The sequence below is a fragment of the Ornithinimicrobium sp. genome (assembly GCF_035267225.1).
Taxonomy (GTDB): Bacteria; Actinomycetota; Actinomycetes; order Actinomycetales; family Dermatophilaceae; genus Ornithinicoccus.
The window spans coordinates 1-20,270 of record NZ_DATFMA010000125.1 but is presented as its reverse complement, the minus strand read 5'-3'; the positions used below and the strand labels follow the sequence as shown (position 1 = coordinate 20,270).

The window sequence follows — 20,270 nt, the reverse complement described above, 5'->3', positions numbered from 1 at the left end:
GATGGTGGGCGGGCCGTGGTGACCGTGCCCCGCGATCATGGCGAACGGGTGGTCCGGGTGGCTCATGTCCTCCTCCACCAGGACCACGCGGCCGCCGGGGCGCAGGGCACGGGCCAGTTCGGCGGTGAAGCGGTCGAGGTCCGAGAAGTGGTGGGTTGCGTTGACTGCCCACAGTGCGTCCACCGAGTGCATCGCGGCGGGCAGCGACTCTGCCGTTCCGTCACGTACCTCGATCGCGCCGGGATCGCCGTGTGCACGACAGCGAAGCCGGAGCACTCCCCGCATGACCCGAGACGGATCCGCGGCGATGACGCGACCCCGCGGTCCGACCAGTGGTGCAGCCTCGACGCTTGCGGGCCCCAGGCCTGCGCCGAGATCGAGGACGACCTCGTCCGGCTGTGGGTCAACCAGCTCGACAACGGCACGGTTGAGCTCGGAGGACCAGAAGTCCTTGAGCGAGCCCACGATGTGCCACGCGAGCCGGGCGCGGTCGGTGAGGCGGGTGAGTGAGGTCATGTTCGCGCTCCATCTGAATGACCAAAGGTCAGTGACTGATGGTCAGAGTGTGACCGTTGGTCAGTCACGAGTCAAGTCGGTAGCATCGCTTCGGTGAGACACACGGCCGCAGCGGACACGGCGCGGCGCTACCTTCCCGCTGGGGTGCGACGCCAGCAGATCCTCGAGGCCGCAGCAGCGTTGGCCATCCGTGATGGCCTGGAGAGCACGACGATCGCCGGGGTCGCGGCCGAAGCCGGTGTCGCCAAGGGCGCGATCTACCTGCACTTCGCCTCGCGCGGCCAGCTGATCGCTGGGCTCCAGGCGCTTGTGTGGGCGCAGATGATGGAGCAACCCCGCGTCGTCGCCCACGATGCTGCCGTGCCGTGGGCGGAGCGACTCGACGCGGTCGTCGCGCATTGGATGCGCTTCGAGCTGGAGAACCAGTCGCTCTACCACGCGGTCTTCCACACCGTGCCGACCGAGAGCGACGAACCGCTGATGGAGACTCGCGAGGTGCTCTCAGACCTCCTCACGGGCGGCGTGGCGGCCGACGAGTTCGATCTGCGCGGTATCGACACGGCGACGGCCGTGGAGTTCCTGCTGCACGCCTACGTCGGTCCGTGCTTTCACACCGGCCACGACCAGGGGCGGGTCATCACCGATGTGCAGCGACTGTTCCGCCGCGCCGTAGGCGCACGCGATTCCGCAGTCGTCGAGGACGGTTGACAGGCGCGCTGACACCTCAGTCAGGGACAAGCACTGCTCGATCAGTGGCACCTGCGGGCGGCCCGGACCGGTGCTGGGAGTCGTCGTGGTGTCCATGAACAGCAGGTACGCCAGCCCTGCCGCGCCTGGTCGAAAGACTCCGAAGGCCCCCGTGAATCGACAGCATGGGAGCCAAAGATCGCGATAGGCGCGGACGTGGCAAGCCGTCCTCCTTCCACAGGATGACGGGCACGGCCCTGACCAGGGCGGTTGGTGGAGCTGAGGGGATTCGAACCCCTGACCTTCTCATTGCGAACGAGACGCGCTACCAACTGCGCCACAGCCCCGAGTGCCTGACTCGACGGGGAAGGTTACCACCGTCGGCGGGGCACGTCCGATTCGGCGCGAAGCTCAGGCCAGACCGCGGATGGCCACGGGAAGGTCCTCGAACTCCTCCTCCAGCGACAGCGCGGCGCCGTCCGCCGGCAGCTCGTCCGGGAGTGCGAACGAGACCGCCTTGGCCTTGAGCGTGTAAGTGGGGGGCGGGACCGGCACCGGCTGCCACGTTCCCGGGGCCGCCGCCTCGGTGGAGCTCGAGGGCTGGGTGGGGTTGACCGGCCCGTGCGGCGCCTCGGCGACGACCTGGACCACGCTGTCGATGTCGTACACCTCGCTGGTGCGGGCCTGGACGACCGGCACGGCATCGACGAGAGCAGCTTTCCGCCCGGCGGCATCGAGGTCGGATATCTCGGTCGAGTCGCGCTCGTCCTCACGCACTGCGGAGGCGGCCAGGGCCGCGGCGGCGCCGCCGACGGCAGCCGCCGCGGAGCGATGTGGCCGGGACGGCCTGTCGGACGTTCGCTGGCTGCGTGGCCGGGCGGTCAGGGGCCGCGAGTCGTGCACCGGCTGGCCGGCCCGCCGGACGGTATGCCGCACCGCCAGCAGAGCGATGACGAAGACACCGATCCCGATCGCCGCCGTCCACCAGGGCAGAACTCCCACCATGCCCAGCGCCGTGCCGGTGACCATGACCCCGGCCGCGGCCAGCAGCACCAGACCCCGGGCCCGGACCGAACCGCCGGCGCGCGCCGGCGGCGCGGCGGCCTCGGGGGTCATGCTGGCGGCGGCACCACCCACACCGGGTTGCTCGACCACCTGTCGAGCGGGCCCGGGAACGGCCCGCTTGACCACGACGTCTGGTGAGGCGGGGCGAACCGGTGAGATCGCGTACGAAGGGGCCACCGGCTCGGACAGGTCCAGCCGGGGGCCGTGCTGACGACGCTCCAGCACGCGCATGGCCTCGGAGAAGCGGTCGACCGAACGGGCGGTGGCGATGTGGTCGCGGCGACGTACCCAGTGTTGCATCAGGTAGGCAGCCCATACGGCGAGGATCACCGCGAAGATGAGGCTGCTGGGGAGCACAGCCATACCGTAGGCAGGAAAGGTCGGCCCTCCCGGCAGCCCTGCGGTGTGTCGCCGAAGTGACGCGTGTGACCTCTGCGGTCAGCGGCCGCTCCGGCGCAGCTGGCTGACCAGGTGACCCGCCTCCTCGTCGTCGGCGATCAGAGCGAAGCAGCGGTGGTCGCGCCAGGCACCGTCCACGTGCATCAACGAGCGTCGCAGACCCTCCTCGGGCAGCTGCAGCCGCCTCGCCACGGCCAGGCTCTTGCTGTTCTCAGGGCGGATGTTGACCTCGATCCGGTGCAACCCCACGTCGGTCAGCCCGAAGTCCATGGCCATGGCCAGCGCCCAGGTGGCGATCCCCTGCCCGGTGGCCCGCTCGTCCAGCCAGTAGCCGGCCGATCCCGAGCAGCGTGGCCCCCACTGCAGGTCGAACAGGTGCATCTGCCCGACCAGGACCCCCTCGACGTCGATGACGAACGGCACCAGCCGCCCCTGCTCCGCGCCACGGTCGTAGCTGCGACGCAGCTGCCGAAAGCTCGGCATCACCGGCGCCCCGGCCGGGGGAGTCGACTCCCACGGCTGGAGCCAGCGGGTGTTGCGCGCCCGTAGCTCACGCCACGGCACGCGGTCGCCGCGCTGCAGCGGCCGCAGCGTGATCAGGGGGCCGTCCGGCTGCCGGGCGCGGAGCTCGCGCGGCCAGGTCCACATCAGCTCTCGCCGCGCACCCAGTCGCCGGAGCGGCCACCGGACTTGGCGGTGATGCGCACGTCGCTGATGATGCTCTCCCGGTCGACCGCCTTGACCATGTCGACCAAGGCCAGCGCAGCCACACTCACGCAGGTCAACGCCTCCATCTCGACCCCGGTGCGGTCGGCGGTGCGCACCGTCGCAGTGATCTCGACCCCGTCGCCGGTCACCTCCAGATCCACCTCGGCGGCGTGCACGGCCACCGGGTGGGCGAGCGGCACCAGGTCGGGGGTGCGCTTGGCCGCCTGGAGGCCGGCCACCCGGGCGACTCCGAGGGCGTCGCCTTTCGGGACCGTCCCTTCGCGCAGGGCCTGCACCGCATGGGTGGCCATCAGCACCCGGCCTCGAGCAGTGGCCGATCGGGCGGTCACCGCCTTGTCGCTGACGTCGATCATGTGAGCCGAGCCGTCGTGGCGCAGATGGGTGAGATCCATCACTGGCCACGGCCGGAGGAACGGCTAGCACTCTCGTCGTTCTGTCTGCGCCGGGCAGCCTCCAGACGAGCGTGCATCACCCCACGCTCACGCAGCAGGATGATCGGCACCGTGCTGCCGACGGCCACGTCGGTGACGTCGGGCTCCACGACGGCCAGCGCGTCGGCCTGGGCCAGCCCACCGACGAGGTGAGAGCCGGAGCCGCCGGCTGGGCGCACGGCGTACGCCCCGGTGGTGTCCAGGTCGACCGTGACCCTGGCGTACTGCGCCTTGCCCTCCGGGCTCTTCCACCCTCCGACGACCACCGCTTCGAGGGTGATCGGCTCGTAGGACCGTCCGGCCCGCGCCGCCAAGGCCGGGCGCACGAAGATCTCGAAGCTGACCAGCGCCGAGACCGGGTTGCCTGGCAGGGTGAACACCGGGACACGGCGCCGTCCGAGCACCCCGAACCCCTGGGGTTTGCCGGGCTGCATGGCCACCTCGGGGAACTCCATCGAACCGCGGCCGGAGAGCACGGCCTTGACCGGGTCGTAGGCGCCTTTGCTCACTCCCCCGGTGGTGATGATGGCGTCTGCATGGCTCAGGTGCTGCTTCAGCTCCTTGCCGATCCTGCCCTCGTCGTCGGGCAGATGGCCCACGTGCACCGCGTAGTAGCCGGCCGCCCGCACCGCCGCGGCGAGCATCGGCCCGTTGGAGTCCACGATCTGCCCCGACATCACCGGCTCATCCACCGAGCGCAGCTCGTCCCCGGTGGACAGCACGACGACGCGGACCGGTGAGGTCACCTCGACGTACCCGATTCCGGCGGAGGCGATGACCGCGATCTGCGCCGGGCCGATCGTGGTCCGGGCGGGCACGATCACGTCGCCGGCACGCAGGTCGCCGCCGGCCCGACGGATGTAGGCACCCGCATCGGGTGCGCGGTAGACCAGGGTCTCCCGCGGTCGGTCGTCGGTGTCCTCGACCGGCACGACGGCGTCGGCACCCTCGGGCATCGGGGCGCCGGTCATGATCCGCCAGACCCGGCCCGGCACGTGGGCGTACCGCTCGGTGTCGCCGGCTGCGATGTCGCCGTTGACCTTCACCGGCACCGGGTTCTCCGCGCTGGCCTCGCTGACCTCGTCGGCCTTGGCGGCGTACCCGTCCATCGCCGAGTTGTCGAAGCGCGGAAGGTCCACACCGCTGATGACGTCCTGCGTCGTCACCAGGCCGGCGGCACGGTCCAACGGCACGGTGATGGTGGGGTTGCGCCGCACCTGGCCGAGGATGTCGGCGAGGTGGTCCTCGACGCTGATCACGAGGCGGGCCCGTCCGCGCTCGAGACGAACTCGCGCAGCCAGGCGCTGAAGTCGGCACCGAGCTCGGGGTGCTCGCTGCCCAGCTGGACCACGGCCTTGAGGTAGTCCAGCCGGTCGCCGGTGTCGTAGCGACGACCGCGGAAGACCACTCCGGTCACGCCCGATCCCGGCCCGCTGCCCGTGGCCAGGGCCAGCAACGCGTCGGTCAGCTGGATCTCCCCACCGCGTCCCGGTGGGGTGCTGTCGAGCTCCTCGAAGATCCGCGGGTGCAGCACGTAGCGTCCGATCACGGCCAGGTTGGACGGCGCCTCCGCGGGGTCGGGCTTCTCCACCATCCCGGTCACCGTGACCACGTCCGCGCCGGACGCGGTGTCGCTGCCGACCTCCGCGCAGCCGTAGCGGTCGACCTGGTCCGGTGGCACCTCCATCAGTGCCACCACCGAGCCGCCTCGCTCCGCCTGGACCGCCATCATCTGCTCCAGCAGGTGGTCGCGCTCGTCGATCATGTCGTCGCCCAGCAACACGGCGAACGGTTCATCGCCAACGTGCGAGCGGGCACACAGGACGGCATGCCCGAGACCGTGCGGCTTGCCCTGGCGCACGAAGTGCACCTCGTAGCGGCTGCTGCGAGCGACCTTCTCCGCCCGGTGAGTGTCCCCCTTGGCCTCCAGAGCCGACTCCAGCTCGATGTGCCGGTCGAAGTGGTCGGCGATGGCCTCCTTGCTGCGACCGGTCACCATGACCACGTCGTCGGCACCGGCCCGCACCGCCTCGGCGACGATGTACTCGATGGCCGGGGTGTCCACGACCGGCAGCATCTCCTTCGGCACGGCCTTCGTGGCCGGCAGAAAACGGGTGCCCAACCCGGCGACGGGGATCACTGCCTTGCGCACTCCGGGCGCGGACGGCTCTGTCATGGAGCCATAGCCTAGTCATGCGCGCGGCCCGTCTCCCTGCGAGACACTGACCGCATGACCGAGGACAAAGGGGCCTGGCGCCGGGCAGTGCGACGGGCCAGGCGGGAACGGCTGGAGGCCCAGGGCCCTGTGGCCCGGGCGGCCGAAGCCGATGCGCTTGCCGCCCATGGCATGCGGTGGCTACGCCGCGGCCGGAGCGAGCACGGCCTGCCCCGGTGCGTCACGGCCTACGATGCGATGCCGACCGAGCCGCCGGTCGAGATACTCGTCGCTCAACTGCACGAGGCGGGGGTGCGCGTGCTGGTGCCGATCACCCTGGGCGAGGGCCGGCTGCGGTGGCGCGACGCCGACCCCGAGGTGCGTGCTGACCCGCTGCGCCCCCACGAGCACGACGGTCCCTCCTTCGGCGCCGAGATTCTCCCGGTGGTTGATGCGGCTCTGCTGCCGGCGCTGGCCGTCGGGGCGGACGGGACCCGGCTGGGCCAGGGAGGTGGCTACTACGACCGGTGGGTTCCTGCCCTGCGGGAGGTCAGACCCGACGCTGAGGTGATCGGGGTGGTCTACGGCGGGGAGTCCGGCGGCGACGTCCCCCGCGCCCCGCACGACATCCGGGTGGACGCCGTGCTGAGCCCGGATGGTGCCCGCGCGGTCACCCGCCCGGGGTCAGCCTCAGCTGAGCCTGCGTCGACTCCCTGACCGCCTCACGGGAGAAGGGCCACGGGTAGGAGTCCCCGTCGATCCAGGCTTGCATCTGGTCGTCGTAGTGGCGGTGGTAGACGTGGCCGGAGTTGCCGCCCTGGTTGACCCACCGGGAGCCGTCGAGATCGGCCAGGTCGACGACCATCCTCATCGAGGGGGCCGCCGTGACCGCGAACTCGTCCTCTGCGGCGTCCCAGGTGTTCGCGTTGACCAGGGCCGAGCCCCCCGGCATGGGGTAGGGACCCAGGTTGAACACCGCCTGCACCACGGCGGGCACGGGTTCGTCCCCGAGCACCTGGTGACGTGCCGTCAGCTCGTGGAGGCGACCCCACTGCCAGTCCTGCGGGTCCTTGCCGATCTCCGAGGTGAGCTCGAGCCGGGCCTCCTCCATGGCCTGCCGGAGAATGGTGTCACGCGACTCCACGATCCCCGCGGTGCGCTTGTCGTCCCACCACGCGTTGTCCGGGTCCTGCAGCAGGTTCTGCACGATGAGCATCGCGCGGGAGTTGCCGGAGACCTGGAGGTCCAGCGGCAGCTCGTCGTCGATCGTGAGGTCGAGCAGGTGGGACCAGATGGCGTAGTAGTACATCGCCCCGCTGCCCTGGGCACCGTCGCCTTGGGGTGCCCCGCGGTTCCACTCCCGCAGCAGCCCGGCCGGCTCGGCGAAGAACGGGTCCGAACTGTCGCTGACGTCGAGCAGATACGGCACCAGGACATCGGCGAAGGCGTTGTAGGAGTCGAACTGGATGGTGGTCATCGTGTCCGGTGTCACCGGGCCCTCGGCTATCGCGGTGGCCAACAGGTCGGCGATCCGCTGCGACCGGAAGCCCTGGCGCCACTCCGTGGTGATGAACGGTCGCCCAGCCTCGGTGACGGCCTGGTTGGCGGCGACGATGACCCCGTCGTCGGGGTTGAGCACGAAGGGAAGGCGCTCGAAGTCCACGAAGCCCTTCCAGTCGTAGGTCGAGTCCCAGCCCGGTGCGGGCCAGTAGCCCGGCGGCGCGCTGTCCGTCGAGGACTCCCGCAGCGGGATCATTCCCGGCGCCTGGTAGCCGATATTGCCCTCGGTGTCGGCGTAGACGAGGTTCTGCGCGGGAGCGGCGAGCAACCGCGCACCCGCCCGGAAGTCCTCCCAGTCGCGCGCCCGGTTCAGCCGGAACACCGCGTCGGCGGTGCGCGCCGGCTCCAGGCCGGTCCAGGCCATCGACACCGCATACCGCCCCGACGAGCCCGACCCGTCCAGCGGGGGGTCGATGCCGGCCTGTGCCACCTCGCTGAGCGCGTCGGACAGGATCGGTCCGTGGTGCGTGGATCTGACCAGGATCTCGACGTCGTCCCCGCCGGCCACCGTGATCGTCTCCCGGCGCTCGCCTACCTCCTCCATCTCCGAGTCCCGCCGGTACTCCCCGCCGTCGAGGTCCTCGAGGTAGAAGTCGGTCACGTCCGGGTCCATGTTGGTCAGGCCCCAGGCGATGTCCTGGTTGTGCCCGATGATGACGCCAGGGAACCCGGCGAACGTGTACCCGGTGACGTCGAAGGGACACTCGCGGCTCACCTCCCGGCAGTGCAGGCCGGTCTGGAGCCACACCCCCGGCTGGGTGACCCCCAGGTGTGGGTCGTTGGCCAGCAGCGGCATGCCGGACTCGGTGTGATCGCCGGAGACCACCCATGAGTTGGAGCCCACGCCCTCGTCGGTGGCGATGAGCGGGGGGACCGCCTCCAGCGCCTGCACCGTCGAGTCGTAGGCCAGCTCGGCCTGCTCGCCGCCCATGGCCGGTGACTTTCGGTGGCTCTCGCGTTGCTCGGAGGCCTCGTTCGCCGGGGCCTCGGGCACCGCCGGGGCGGAGTCATCCGGTTCGACCGGTGCGCTGTCGTCGTCCCCCGGTGACCGGGCCGCCGACGGCCGCCACTCGTCGCGCGACAGGATCGGGGCGTGGATGTCGTAGGGATAGCCGGGGTACAGCGTCTCGAGCTGAGCGAGCGGCACCTCACCGGCCAGCCGCGCCCGGGCGAGCTCGTCCTCGTAGTTGCCGCGCATGTCCCACGCCATGGCCTTGAGCCAGGTCAGCGAGTCCAGCTCGTCCCAGGGCTCGACCTGGTAGTCGCCGGCGCTCTGGGCGAGCACGACGTACTCCAGGGAGATCTGTGAGGGGTCCTTGTCGGCCAGGTAGTCGTTGACGCCGGCGGCATAGGCCTGCAGGTACTGCCGCGTCTGAGTGTCGAGCATGGACAGCTCTTCCTCTGCGACCTTGCGCCAGCCCATGGTGCGGATGACGGTGTCGGTCTCCACGCCTGCGGACCCGACGAGCTCGGAGAGTCGTCCTGCGGTGATGTGGCGGCGCAGGTCCATCTGGAAGAAGCGGTCCTGGGCCGCCACGAAGCCCTGTGCACGGAAGAGGTCGGCCGAGGTGTCGGCATAGATGTGTGGCACACCGCGCTCGTCGCGCAGCACCTCGACCTCGGCGTCGAGGGAGGACAACGTCAGCTGGCCCTCGGTCTGCGGGAAGGAACGCCGTGAGAGCCCGACCCCCAGGACGGCCGCCGCCACGGCTACCACGACGAGAATCGCCACCGCAGGGATGAGCACACGGCGTAGCAGTCGAGGCACGCCCTTGAGGGTATGCCAGCCCGGCCTGACGTCCGAACCACCCGCGCGTCCCACCTACACTCGTGGTTTGTGCCTACCTATTCCTACGCCTGCCGGGCGTGCGAGCACCGGTTCGACATTCAGCAGGCCTTCTCCGACGACTCGCTGACGACCTGCCCGGTGTGCGCGGGAAACCTGCGCAAGATCTACAGCGCCGTCGGCGTGGTGTTCAAGGGGTCGGGCTTCTACCGCAACGACTCCCGGTCGGCCGCGGGGTCGTCCGGAGGCGCGTCGGACTCCTCGAAGGAGTCGTCCAGCTCGACCGCAGACTCTTCGACCGGAGACTCCTCGGGCGCTGGTTCCACGTCGAAGGACTCCGCCTCGACGTCCTCGGGTGCAGCCGCTTCCGGGGTCGGCTCGTCGGGCTCGTCGGGCTCCTCGGGGTCCTCTGGCGGGTCGAGCGGGTCGAGCGGGTCGTCGTCGGGTGGGTCCTCCGCGACGAAGCCCGCGGCGTCGACGGGCGCTGGTCGGTAGAACCTGGCCGAGCCGCCGAGGCGGGTCGGAAACTCGACGGTCCGGCCCGCCGACGTCGTCGCCGTCCACACGGTCCGCCGCGGCTGAAGGGCATCCACACGCTGCTGACGAGCGCACCGAGAAGGCGCGGGATGGACCTACGGTGCTGCGGTGTCCTCGCCCCGCCGCTCCGCTCGACAGCACGGCCGACCCACCGCCGGGCTCCGACGGGTATGGCGCACCGGCTGGTGGCGTCGCCTTGTGGCGGCCGGCGCGGCCGCCGGGGCGGTGTGGTTCTCGATCACGGCACTCACCGCCGATCCCGAGGGCCCGCGCCGCGATGTGGTCGTCGCCGCGACGGACGCGCCAGCCGGTCACGCGCTGGGTCAGCGTGACCTCGCTGTGCAGTCGATGCCGCAAGCGCTCGTGCCGGACGGGGCCGGCCGCGACCCTCGCCGCTGGCGCGGCCGGGTCCTGACAGGGCCGGTGCGCTCCGGAGCCGTGATCACCGACAGCGACGTCAGCGTGTCCGCCCTGGCCCGTGGGCAGCCCGAGGATTCCGTCGTGGCCTACGTCGGGCTGGCCAGTCAGGCGCTGGCCACCGCGGCCACACCTGGCACCCACGTCGAGGTGGTCTCCACCGTAGACGGCACCGTCCTCGCCGGCGACGCCGTGGTGCTCGACGGCGCGGTCGAGCAGGACACAAGCACGGGCCCGGGCGTCCTCGTGGCGGTGCGTCGGGACCAGGCGCGGCAGATCGCGGTCGCCGGCCGCGGCGGTGAGCTCGTGGGCCCCGGGAGCGGCGTGACTCTCGTGCTGCTCCCCCCGCCGGAGGGCGTGAGCCGGGCCGACCCGTGAGGCAGTCGGCCCTCACTCGGTAGTTTGAGCGGCAGCACACCCCGTCAGGGAAAGGACGCCATGCTTCAGGGATTCAAAGAGTTCATCATGCGCGGCAACATCGTTGACCTTGCCGTCGCCGTCGTCATCGGCACCGCTTTCGCCGCGGTCGTCGACACCGTCGTCTCGTCGCTGATCAGCCCGATGCTGGCCCGCGTCGGAGGCGCCGATGTCGGAGCCTTCGGCATCCAGCTGGGGGCCGAGGGAAACATGGCCACGCTGATCAACATCGGCGCCATCATCAACGCGCTCATCATCTTCATGCTCACCGCCGCGGTCGTGTACTTCATCGTGGTCGTTCCGATGAACAAGCTGACCGCTGTGCGCCGCACCGAGGACGAGCCCGACGTCGACGAGGCGTCGGAGGAGGTGCTTCTCCTGACGGAGATCCGCGACCTGCTGCGCCAGCGCGACGTGCAGGCCTAGTCCGGAGCCTGCGCCGGTCCGGTCAGGGCTCAGGTGCCTCACTCCAGTGCGGCGGCCGCTGCTGCTGCCACCACTCGTCCGAGCCGGACCCGACGCGCTCCGCCGGGCCACCATCGGTGTCGCGGTCCGGAGCGGCCTCGGCGCTGAGGACGTCGCGGTGCTCCTCGGGGACGCCGTCGGTGGCCTCGCGCCGGGCGCGACGGGCGCGAGGCCGTGGTGTCGGCTCGGTGCGCGTCATGAGACGGGGCGCATGCCCGGCTGCGCGGACTCGCGCACCAGTGCGACCAACGCTGCGACCTCACGGGCCGGGTCGCGGAACAGGTTGCTGGACAGGACACGCACCGGTGCCCACCCCAGACGGCTCAGCTGCTCGGCGCGCAGCCGAGTCGTGTCGCGACCCGGACCCGAGGCAGCCGGTTCGAGGTCGAGATCGACCGCCACCAGCAGACGCCCGGGCCGGTTCGGGTCCTCGATGGCCAGAGGCACAGCGTGACGGCCCTGTCCCACGTGGCGGTGCAGCACGAAGCCCTCGGTCTCCAGCCGCCGTCGTAGGTCCTCCAGCATCGGGTTCACGTCGTGGTCGGCGGTCTGCTGCGCCCCCGCGTCGGACATCGCGGCGGCGTCGGCGGTCAGCGAAGGCCTCAACAGCTCCGCGAGCATCTGGGCTCCGACGCTGCTCGGGTCGGGATCCTGGTCATCGGCGGCCAGGACGGTGAGCGATCGACGGGCGGCGGCCAGCACCGTCGCGACGGCGCTGGCCTGCACCGCCGACCCCGGGTCACGCACCCAGACCACCCGGTCCCGGACCTCTCCGCTCCAGCGAGACACCGAGCAGCAGATGAGCTCACCGTCGGCGTCCAGAGTCGTGGTCAGCGTCGGGTTCGCGCCCGCGGCCTGCCGGACGCCCGCGCGGATCGAGTCGGCCATCTCGGGGCTGTCGGTGAGCACCATCACGCTGCGAGAGGCGCGACGCATGAGGTGGTCGACCACCGTGGCCACCCCCGTGGGCGCGATGTCGGCCGCTTCACTGACTCGGCGGACGCCGGCGCGCGGCGCGGGCCACACGCCGGGGAAGCTGTGCAGCGGGCCAGGCAGTGCCGGGTCCATAGGGCGGACCAGCCGTTGGTCCAGCGACCGGTAGTGCGTGGCCAGTGTGTAGACGGGAAGCACGGCCGAGACTTCGGTGAGCAGGGAGCCCTGCGCTGCCGGCGCGGCGTCCTCGTCGCGGCGACCCATCGCGTAGCTGAAGGGCTGTGGCCCGAAGCGGGTGTGGTCGCCGGCGATGAGCACCTGCTTGGCCCGCGTCAAGGCCGCGACACAGGATGCTGTCCGGGTACGGTGGGCGTGCTCGACGACCACCAGGTCGGCCTTCTCGTGGGCCGGCAGGGATGCCGGGATCACCAACGGGCTCGCGAGGATGACGGGGCGGAGCGCGCGGACCACGTCGGGCGAGCGCGTGAACACGGACTTCAGGTCGGCCGACCCGGCGGCTGCGGCCGCCTGCACCGCCTGGGCCTGGCCCGGGTTCGCGGCGAGCGCCCGACTCAGCCGGCGCACGTGCGAGCGGCGCGCTCGTAGAGCGTTGCTGCGCAGGTGCTCCCGGTCGGCCCGTCGCAGCTCGCGAGCAGCGCTGGTCACCTCCTCGGTGCTCGGCGCCCGCCCCTCGTTCTCGGCGCAGATGTGGTCGAGCAATGAGGCCTGGTAGACCAGCTCGACCTCCGAGGCCACGTCGTCCGCGTGAACGCCTCGATGCACGAGGTCATCGACCAGCTCGCCGAGCCCGGCCTCTCGCAGTGGTTGCAGCATCGGGTAGGCCCTGGAGGCGATGTGGATCCGGTCGCGCCGAGCGTCCAGGCGCAGCAGGCGCTCGAGCAACAGGTCCAGATGGGTGGTCGGCAGGTCCGTACCGCTGGAGGTGTGGTGCAGCACGTCGGCCAGCCACCGCATGTTCGGCCCGAGTCGGTCGAAGGTGCGCGCCGCGGCTTGCCACCGGTGCGGCAGGTGCGGGCGCGCGCCCTTGCCGGCCAGATCCTCCCATTCGGCGCGCTCCTGCCGGGCCGCCCCCAACAGCTCGGCCATGTGCGTCGGTGGCTTGCCTGGGCGCAGCAGCGTCCGGATGACCCGCCGAGAGCGCCCGCGGGAGAGCATCCCGGGGCGAGCACCGTCCGCGCCGGGATCACCGCCGGAGACCGCGGCGATCAGCTCGGGCAGTGGGGCTTCGTAGACCTCCATCCGGAAGTACTCGTTGGTGGCGTGCACACGGCGTAGCAGGTCGAGCCGCTCCTGCCACTGGTTGAGGGTCAACGGCTCAGGCAGACCGGCGCCCCGGCATACCTCGCCGATCTCCTCGCGCGCCGCCGCCAGATCTCCGGCCGCCAGACCCTCGACGAGGTCCTGGGCGCGGTCCGCCTCCTGAGGGGAACGAAGAGTAGACGCGTACCAGGGGTCCTCCGCCCGTCCTCGTTGCCAGACGTCCTCGCGTGCCGCCTGGGTCAGCACGGCCGCGACCTCGGCGACGCGTTCTGCCGGCAGCTCACGCAGCACCTCCGCGGAGAGGCGCACGTGTGAGACGGGGGGGCGGCTGAGCTTCGCCAGTGCCGCCAGGGCGGCCTGGGTCTGCGCCAGCGTGATGCCCCACGGCTCATGCGCGCCGTGCAGGCAGTCCTCGTGCCGCCGGAGCACCTCCCGAGCCGCCAGCCAGCGCGGCAGTGGGTCCTCGGGGAGGGTGGGCTCGCTCGACTCGCGTGCGTCCTCCAGCTGCTGGGCGAGGGCGGAGATGGTTGCCGAGGCACGCGGTGGGCTCTCGGCCAGATCGAGGGTGACCTGGTCCAGACCCACCGCCTCCAGGCGTCGCCGCAACGCCTCGAGGGCAGCGCGCTCCTCGCTGACCACCAGAGTCTCGCGACCCTGCGCGATGCGCTCCGCGACCACGTTGGCGATCGTCTGGGTCGCCCCGGTGCCGGCCGGGGTGTCGAGCACGAGGCTGGTGCCCTGCCGGGCGGCATCGATGACGACGCGTTGCGCGGCGTCGGCGTCGAGGACGGAGTGCTCCTGACGGGGGTCGTGCCCCTGCGGGGGTTCGGGCACGCTGGGCGCAGGGCCCGTGTCCTCGGCCATCGCCGCGAGCAGCGGGTGCCCGGCGAGTCCGGTCGCGTCGGCCGACAGGTGCGCGACGAGGTCGAGCTTGGCCCAGGGGAAGGTGGCGATCACGGTCTGAGGGTTGATGCCGAACCCGTCCATCCCGTCGCACAGCTTCTCCAGAGCGCGGTAGGTCAGCCGGGGGTCGAATCCGTTGGGCGCCGAGAGCCGGGCCAGCTCCGCCGCGTCGAAGTCGATGCCGACCTCACCGCGCAGGTAGTTCTCGAGCACGGGGTTGAAGGTGACGTGGTGGTCGAGATGGAGCACGAAGTCGCGGTGAGCGGCGTCGGTCGGCTCGAGGGTGGCCGCCCGCAGCAGGACCGGGGCCCGTGGCGCGACCTTGACCCGCGGCAGGTGCCAGGTGGCCATGCCGACGGCGACGAAGCAGGTGGACACTCCGTGGTCGGTCAGCAGGTCGACGGTCTTGGTGTGGATGCTCTCGACACGAGAGCGCGCCTCGGCGAGGGCGACCTTCTCGCGCACGATCTCGGTCAGCAGGGTCCGCTGACCGGCCAGGAGCTTGGCCACGCCGGAGGGATGGGCCACGGTCAGGTCGAAGGTGCCGCGAGGATGGTCCTGGTACCACAGCAGTGTGTTGCGGCCGCCGAGATCGGCAAGCTCGTGTCGCCAACGCTCTGCGGCCGCGGCGACGCCTTCGGCGCGGGTGGTGGTGTCGGCGGTCACTGAGACAGGCTAACCACAGTGCGAGACGTGGCGGTGTAAGCGCCGAGAGCGAGGGCGCCGAGGGCAGCGAACAGGCACAGCCAGCCGAAGCCGAAGACGTCTACGACCACACCCGCGAGGGCTCCGGCGGACGCGGCCGACAGGCCCATGACCACGTCCGCGGCGCCCTGGACACCGGCACGCTGGCGCACCTCGACCGATCCGGCGATGAGCGAGGAGCCGGCGACCATGGTGCACGACCATCCGAGCCCCAGGACGAAGAGCCCCAGGGTCAGGCTCCATGAGGCTCCGACCGCAGAGATGCCCGCCAGGGCGCACGCGAGAAGCAGCAGGCCGACGCCGATGAGGACGACGGTCACCGCGCCGACGCGGTCGGTGAGGTAGCCGGACACCGGGGCCAGGCCGAACATCCCGAGGATGTGCAGCGAGATGACGAAACCGATCACCTCGATCGCGGCGTCGCCGTGGCTCATGTGCAGCGGGGTCATCACCATGACGCTGACCATGACGACGTGCCCTCCGGCGACGGCGATGGTGCCGAGCAAGGCGGTGGGGTTGCGTAGGATCACGGCCAACCCGCGGCGGACACCGCCGGCGGCCTTGTCGTGCGCGGTGCCCTCCGCGCTCTCCAGGGTTCGCGCGGTCAGAAGCGGGTCGGGCCGCAACGCAACCTGCAGGACGAGGATGGCGAGGGCGAAGCCCGCTGTGCTGATCACCCAGGCTCCGGCCAGCGCCGGGATGCCCAGGACGCCGGCGATGGCCGCCCCGGGCCCGAGAATGTTCGGTCCCAGCACCGACCCGACCGTGGTGGCCCACACGACGAGGCTCAGCTGACGACCGCGCCGACGGGGGACGGCCAGGTCGACCGCGGCATACCGAGCCTGGTTGTTGGCGGTGGTCGCGGCACCGAAGCAGAGCGTGCCCAGCAGCAGCAACGCGAACGAGCCGATGACGCTGGCCGCGATGGCCACGACCGCGCCCACCGCGCCGACCATGTATGCCGCGCTCAGGCCGACGCGGCGGCCGGCGGCCGCCATCAGCGCGGCAATGGGAATCGTGAACAGCGCCGTCCCGAGCACCTGGGTGGTGGTGGCCAGACCGGCCAAGGCGTCGCTGCCGCCGACGTCGGCCGCGACCAGGGCACCCACGGCGATGCCCATCGCCACCCCGACGCCTCCGAGGGTCTGCGAAGCCATGAGGGTCCCGACGGTGCGGGTCTGGATGCTGGCGACCTGTGACACCGAGGGGTTCTGCGCCGTGGTCACCGCGCCATGATCCCACGCCGGAGCGTGGCAGACTGGTCGCTCGGTCGGCTGCCGCGAGCAGCCCTGCCCTCGTAGCTCAGGGGATAGAGCACCGCTCTCCTAAAGCGGGTGTCGCGCGTTCGAATCGCGCCGAGGGCGCGACAGAACCTCACTTCCGACAAGTGCCTGTGCGCGGGGCGTCAGCAGGCCATTGAGCTGCCTTCGACACCGCTGGTGAGCGAGAGACCCTTCTACACTGTGCGGGATGGGCGGAGAAGATGGAAACACCTGACCTGAGCGAACTGGCAGTAAGCCCCGGGTACCGCTACGCCGAACGGGTCGGCGAGCAGCTTTTCGTGGCCGGCCAGGTCCCGCTGGATGGCCACGGCCAACTCGTCGCAGCCCACGACCCTGCCGCACAAGCCAACCAGTGCCTCGACAATCTCGCCGTAGTAGTGGAAGCACACCTGTTCCTTCTCGAGGACGTCAGGCACCTCCGCATTCACGTCGTCGGACCGCGGCAGGCGCTGGTGGACACCTGGCAGGCCGTCAAAGGGTGGTTCGGAGGGGAAACTCCACCGGCCACACTGCTCGGCACCCCCCAGCTTGGGCACCACGGCCAGCTCGTGGAGATCGAGGCTCAGGTGGTGCGCGCGTCCCGGGACGCGCGCAGTGCAGGCCTCGACTAGCAAGTCGCGGCCTCATCGCGCTACGGGAGGCATGGCACCTGAGGTGGAGCCGTACGACTCACCGACCACCACTCAGGCCACCCACGAGGGCCATGGCGAGCGGCAGAAGCGACAGGGTCATCAGGATGCTGCCCACCACGGGCGCCGATGCAATGAGCACGGCACCGGCCACGAGGAGAGCGGCGAAGACGACCACGAGCATCATCCGGGAAACGGACCGTTCCAGCCTGCGCGCTTGCGCGGACAGCGCCGGGGTCGCCACTCTGAGCTCGCCGCGCTCGGCCAGCGTCAGCACCCGATCGGCGCGCCGGGGTAGGACCAACGCGAGTCGTCCCAACGCCAGGGCCTCGTTGACCGCCATCTGCGGCGTGTTCTGCTGCTCCTCCTCCAACAGCTGGGAGGCGTAGGGGGTGATGGTGGCCCAGACGTCGAACTCCGGGTCCAGGCCTGTGCAGTTGCCCGACAGGATGCCCGTGGACCGGCCGAGGAGGAGGAGGTCTTCGGGTACCTGGAACGGCAGCTCCCGCAGGAGCTCGCGGAACTGCAGCCCGAAGCGGACGACCTCCTCGGGCGGAATCTGCTGCAGCTGATCCATGCGCAGCCCGGCGAAGCGCTTGAACACCTGCTCGGCGGCCGTCTCGATCTGGGCCAGGTCAGCCGAGGGCAGCAGCAGGTCGAGCCGCTTGAGCCCGGCGACGAAGCGCGCGCTGTCGCGCAGTCCGGATGCGATGAGCAGGTCGCGCAGGCCTTCGCGGAGAGCCTCCGGGACGTGACCCATCATGCCGAAGTCGACGAACATCACTCTCCAGGCACGATCCTCCCCCGAGGCCCCGGGGCCAGGAGCGACGAAGATGTTGCCCGGGTGGGGGTCGGCGTGGAAGAAGCCGTCGGTGAAAACCTGCTGGAGGAAGGCCGCAGCCAGCGTCTCGGCGACCTCGGCGGGGTCGACGCCGGCGGCCAGAATGCCGTTCCTGTCTCCGAGCTTGATCGCGGAGACGTTCTCCAACGTCAGAACTCGGCGGCTGGTCAGCTCCCAGAGGACAGAGGGCGCGCCCACCCTCGGTTCGCTCGCGAAGTTGCGCGAGAACGTCTCGGCGTTGGTGGCCTCGGCCAGGTAGTCGACCTCCTGCAGGGTGGTCTCCGCGAACTCCTCGACCAAGGCCGGCATGTCCGCACGTTCCCGGATGGGGCGGTAGCGCTGCAGCCATCCCCCGACCCGGCGCAGCGCGGCGAGGTCGACCTCGACGATCTGCTGGATATACGGGCGCTGCACCTTGACCACGACATCCGAGAACCCCTGCTCGACCGCATCCTCTGCCTTGAGCCGGGCACGGTGCACCTGACCCAGGGACGCCGCGGCGAGCGGTTCCTCCTCCACCCAGGCGAAGCACTCCTCCGGCGGCTGGGCAAGGTCTGCTGTCGCCACTTCCCTGATGGCCACCCAGTCCTCGGCCGGCACCTCGTCCTGCAGGCCGGCGAGCTCGGCCGTCATCTCTGGGGGCAGGACATCGAGGCGGGCAGACAGGAACTGTCCGACCTTGATCATCAGCCCACCCATCGACACCGCCAGCCTGCGGAAGCGGACAGCGGCGCGGCGCCCCCGCTCCGCGCGCGTGCGAGCCGACAGCCGTCCCAGACCGACACGCCTGAGCACGATCTCCCACCAGATGAACGCGGCGATGACCCGCCCGAAGAAGAAGGTGATGCGCCGGTAGCGCGCACGCAGGTCCCGGGCCCTCATGTGTCCTCCGGGCGCTGTGAATGACGGCTAGGTGGGGGGTTCAGTCCTCAGCAAGAAGGCCGTAGAGCCGCTTGCGGGTGTCGTTGAGGATATCCACGGCTGCCGACACTTGGCGCGGCGACCCCGTGGTGCCCACCTGGAACACCGCCTGGAACAGTCGACCGGCAGCCTGCTGGTACCCGGTGCCGCCGCCCGCCGCCTCCGCCGCTTCCTCCCACGGAGCGCGTCGTTCGGTCAGGCGCTGCGCTGCCCCTTCCCCGGTTTCGGTCAGCTGGTACACCTTCTTGCCGTCGGCCGGCTCGGCAGCCACCAGACCTTCGTCCGCCAGCTGCTGCAACATGGGGTACACCGACCCTGCGGAGGGGCTCCACGCCCCGGCACTGCGCTCGACGAGCTCGTTGATGATCTGGTAGCCGTGCATCGGCTCCTCCGCGAGGAGCCGCAGGACGGCCGTCCTGATGTCCCCGCGGCGGGCGCGCTGGGGAGGTTGCCCCATCATGCCCTGCAGTTGCTGGGCCATACCCATGAAGGGCTTGAAGCCGGGTCGAGCGCGCCCAGCCTCCGGGTTCATGGTCGAGTAGGCGTTCATCGACTGTCCTTCCACTCAGCGAGCGACATATCGCTATCTATCGTAAAGGGGAGGCGCGCTAGACCATGCGGCGCCCCCGGCCCGCACCTTGCGTCTCCGGTCGGCACGCGGCAAGGTCGAGGGGCGCCTACCTCGAAGTCTGGGAGAGCCAGCCGGGCTCGTCGGGCGGCCGCCGGCGCCGGGCATGCGCTGGCCGTGTCGTCGCGCTCCGTGGCGGTCAGGGCAACGGTCGCGTACGAACCGGTGGCCGGGATGCTCAGGGCCGAGCAGGAACGGGCCGACCTGGTCGGTTCCCTCTCCCGCGGGCGCGAGATGGATAGACGACCTGACCGATGCGACGCACGCCGTCGCCGGCTTCCGTTCACCGGTGGCGACATCGCGGCCGCGGAGGAGGCCGGCTACGTCGAGGCCGCGGGGAGCTATGCACCCCACGTGTCGAGAGTTTTGCGCAGGTGGGGGGCCACCATGGTCCGATGCCCGAGCACCCGGAGGTACTCACCGCCATCGTCGTGCCGGTGCTGCTGCTGCATGGGTCACAGACGGGGCCGGGCACGCGGAGCCGCGACCCATCCACACGCAGTCTCTGAGGAGCTCGTGGAGTTCTCCGGTGTCGCCTTCGGCTCCAGCTGAGAATGTGACGCTGCGACTCGGACCGCTGCGGCATCTTCCCTCGGCCCCTGCCCCAAGGCGGCGTGCAAGGGCGAAGGTGTCTACTGTGGCCACGAACCATCCCACGACGCACAGGAGACTGGCCCATGGCACTCGACTCGACCGCATCGACCCACTGGGAGGGCGACCTCTTCTCCGGCAACGGCACGACCACTCTGGAGTCCGGCGCGACCTCCGAGCTCGCGGTCAACTGGAAGGCCCGCGCGGAGGAGCACGGCGGGACGACCAGCCCGGAGGAGCTGATCGCCGCTGCCCACGCCACCTGCTACAGCATGGCCCTGTCGAAGGAGCTGGCGGACAACGGGACCCCGGCGACCTCGCTCGACGTGACGGCGACCGCCACCTTCGTCCCGGGGACGGGCATCACCGGCATGGTCCTGGTACTCACCGC

At 70.9% G+C, this 20,270-nt stretch carries 19 protein-coding genes, 2 tRNA genes and 1 pseudogene; 8 read left to right on the top strand and 14 right to left on the bottom strand.

Annotated elements, in window-relative coordinates; genetic code table 11:
• A partial coding sequence (locus VJ976_RS12570) for a methyltransferase domain-containing protein (RefSeq protein WP_324100569.1) occupies positions 1 to 516 on the bottom strand: 516 nt, incomplete at its 3' end.
• A gap of 93 nt (positions 517 to 609) precedes the next feature.
• Here VJ976_RS12570 and VJ976_RS12565 point away from each other — a divergent pair.
• Complete coding sequence (locus VJ976_RS12565; RefSeq protein WP_324100568.1) at positions 610 to 1,224, top strand: TetR/AcrR family transcriptional regulator; 615 nt, start codon at positions 610 to 612, stop codon at positions 1,222 to 1,224.
• 250 nt (positions 1,225 to 1,474) lie between these two features.
• Here the strand turns inward: VJ976_RS12565 and VJ976_RS12560 are convergent.
• The 6 genes from VJ976_RS12560 to galU form a co-directional block, all read right to left on the bottom strand.
• Positions 1,475 to 1,550, bottom strand: a tRNA-Ala gene (locus VJ976_RS12560).
• A gap of 64 nt (positions 1,551 to 1,614) precedes the next feature.
• The gene (locus tag VJ976_RS12555; protein ID WP_324100567.1) at positions 1,615 to 2,625 is read right to left on the bottom strand and encodes a hypothetical protein; all 1,011 of its coding nucleotides are present in this window, start codon (positions 2,623 to 2,625) and stop codon (positions 1,615 to 1,617) included.
• 81 nt (positions 2,626 to 2,706) lie between these two features.
• Positions 2,707 to 3,315 (bottom strand): GNAT family protein, encoded by a 609-nt coding sequence (locus VJ976_RS12550; protein ID WP_324100566.1) that lies wholly within the window; start codon positions 3,313 to 3,315, stop codon positions 2,707 to 2,709.
• Positions 3,315 to 3,788 (bottom strand): cyclic pyranopterin monophosphate synthase MoaC, encoded by a 474-nt coding sequence (gene moaC, locus VJ976_RS12545; protein WP_324100565.1) that lies wholly within the window; start codon positions 3,786 to 3,788, stop codon positions 3,315 to 3,317. Before moaC ends, VJ976_RS12550 begins: the two co-directional genes overlap by 1 nt.
• Positions 3,788 to 5,086, bottom strand: a complete 1,299-nt coding sequence (glp, locus tag VJ976_RS12540; protein WP_324100564.1) for a gephyrin-like molybdotransferase Glp — start codon at positions 5,084 to 5,086, stop codon at positions 3,788 to 3,790. Before glp ends, moaC begins: the two co-directional genes overlap by 1 nt.
• A complete protein-coding gene (gene galU, locus VJ976_RS12535) occupies positions 5,083 to 6,003 on the bottom strand; it encodes a UTP--glucose-1-phosphate uridylyltransferase GalU (protein WP_324100563.1) in 921 nt (306 codons plus the stop codon). The genes glp and galU overlap by 4 nt, the downstream gene beginning before the upstream one ends.
• A gap of 54 nt (positions 6,004 to 6,057) precedes the next feature.
• On the opposite strand from galU, the gene VJ976_RS12530 reads away from it, so the two are divergent.
• Positions 6,058 to 6,699, top strand: a complete 642-nt coding sequence (locus VJ976_RS12530) for a 5-formyltetrahydrofolate cyclo-ligase (protein ID WP_324100562.1) — start codon at positions 6,058 to 6,060, stop codon at positions 6,697 to 6,699.
• Here the strand turns inward: VJ976_RS12530 and VJ976_RS12525 are convergent.
• Positions 6,653 to 9,310 (bottom strand): penicillin acylase family protein, encoded by a 2,658-nt coding sequence (locus tag VJ976_RS12525; protein ID WP_324100561.1) that lies wholly within the window; start codon positions 9,308 to 9,310, stop codon positions 6,653 to 6,655. The genes VJ976_RS12530 and VJ976_RS12525 overlap by 47 nt on opposite strands.
• A gap of 12 nt (positions 9,311 to 9,322) precedes the next feature.
• On the opposite strand from VJ976_RS12525, the pseudogene VJ976_RS12520 reads away from it, so the two are divergent.
• A pseudogene (locus VJ976_RS12520) lies at positions 9,323 to 9,520 on the top strand (FmdB family zinc ribbon protein); the annotation flags it as partial.
• Positions 9,521 to 9,534: 14 nt separating this feature from the next.
• Here the strand turns inward: VJ976_RS12520 and VJ976_RS12515 are convergent.
• Positions 9,535 to 9,921 carry a hypothetical protein gene (locus tag VJ976_RS12515; RefSeq protein WP_324100570.1) on the bottom strand — a complete coding sequence of 129 codons (387 nt, stop codon included), beginning with the start codon at positions 9,919 to 9,921 and terminating at the stop codon, positions 9,535 to 9,537.
• Positions 9,922 to 9,973: 52 nt separating this feature from the next.
• Here VJ976_RS12515 and VJ976_RS12510 point away from each other — a divergent pair, with 52 nt between their 5' ends.
• Positions 9,974 to 10,660 carry an SAF domain-containing protein gene (locus tag VJ976_RS12510; protein WP_324100560.1) on the top strand — a complete coding sequence of 229 codons (687 nt, stop codon included), beginning with the start codon at positions 9,974 to 9,976 and terminating at the stop codon, positions 10,658 to 10,660.
• 60 nt (positions 10,661 to 10,720) lie between these two features.
• Complete coding sequence (mscL, locus tag VJ976_RS12505; protein WP_324100559.1) at positions 10,721 to 11,125, top strand: large conductance mechanosensitive channel protein MscL; 405 nt, start codon at positions 10,721 to 10,723, stop codon at positions 11,123 to 11,125.
• A 22-nt stretch (positions 11,126 to 11,147) separates the two neighbouring features.
• Here mscL and VJ976_RS12500 read toward each other — a convergent pair whose 3' ends face one another.
• Genes VJ976_RS12500 through VJ976_RS12490 form a run of 3 tightly spaced genes read right to left on the bottom strand, consistent with a single transcriptional unit; the run spans position 11,148 to position 16,212 of the window.
• Complete coding sequence (locus tag VJ976_RS12500; protein WP_324100558.1) at positions 11,148 to 11,363, bottom strand: hypothetical protein; 216 nt, start codon at positions 11,361 to 11,363, stop codon at positions 11,148 to 11,150.
• Positions 11,360 to 14,947: a DUF4011 domain-containing protein gene (locus VJ976_RS12495; RefSeq protein ID WP_324100557.1), complete on the bottom strand. Its 3,588-nt coding sequence runs from the start codon at positions 14,945 to 14,947 to the stop codon at positions 11,360 to 11,362. Before VJ976_RS12495 ends, VJ976_RS12500 begins: the two co-directional genes overlap by 4 nt.
• Positions 14,944 to 16,212 carry an MFS transporter gene (locus tag VJ976_RS12490; protein WP_324100556.1) on the bottom strand — a complete coding sequence of 423 codons (1,269 nt, stop codon included), beginning with the start codon at positions 16,210 to 16,212 and terminating at the stop codon, positions 14,944 to 14,946. Before VJ976_RS12490 ends, VJ976_RS12495 begins: the two co-directional genes overlap by 4 nt.
• A 65-nt stretch (positions 16,213 to 16,277) precedes the next feature.
• On the opposite strand from VJ976_RS12490, the gene VJ976_RS12485 reads away from it, so the two are divergent.
• Positions 16,278 to 16,350 (top strand) — tRNA-Arg (locus tag VJ976_RS12485).
• Positions 16,351 to 16,469: 119 nt separating this feature from the next.
• Entirely contained in the window at positions 16,470 to 16,880 is a 411-nt protein-coding gene (locus VJ976_RS12480; protein WP_324100555.1) for a RidA family protein, read from the top strand.
• A 58-nt stretch (positions 16,881 to 16,938) separates the two neighbouring features.
• Here VJ976_RS12480 and VJ976_RS12475 read toward each other — a convergent pair whose 3' ends face one another.
• Together VJ976_RS12475 and VJ976_RS12470 are read right to left on the bottom strand one after the other, a co-directional pair.
• Positions 16,939 to 18,621 (bottom strand): ABC1 kinase family protein, encoded by a 1,683-nt coding sequence (locus tag VJ976_RS12475; protein ID WP_324100554.1) that lies wholly within the window; start codon positions 18,619 to 18,621, stop codon positions 16,939 to 16,941.
• A gap of 40 nt (positions 18,622 to 18,661) precedes the next feature.
• Positions 18,662 to 19,210 (bottom strand): PadR family transcriptional regulator, encoded by a 549-nt coding sequence (locus VJ976_RS12470; protein ID WP_324100553.1) that lies wholly within the window; start codon positions 19,208 to 19,210, stop codon positions 18,662 to 18,664.
• A 755-nt stretch (positions 19,211 to 19,965) separates the two neighbouring features.
• Here VJ976_RS12470 and VJ976_RS12465 point away from each other — a divergent pair.
• Positions 19,966 to 20,270 (top strand): OsmC family peroxiredoxin (locus VJ976_RS12465; protein ID WP_324100552.1); only part of this gene is annotated, 305 nt, incomplete at its 3' end.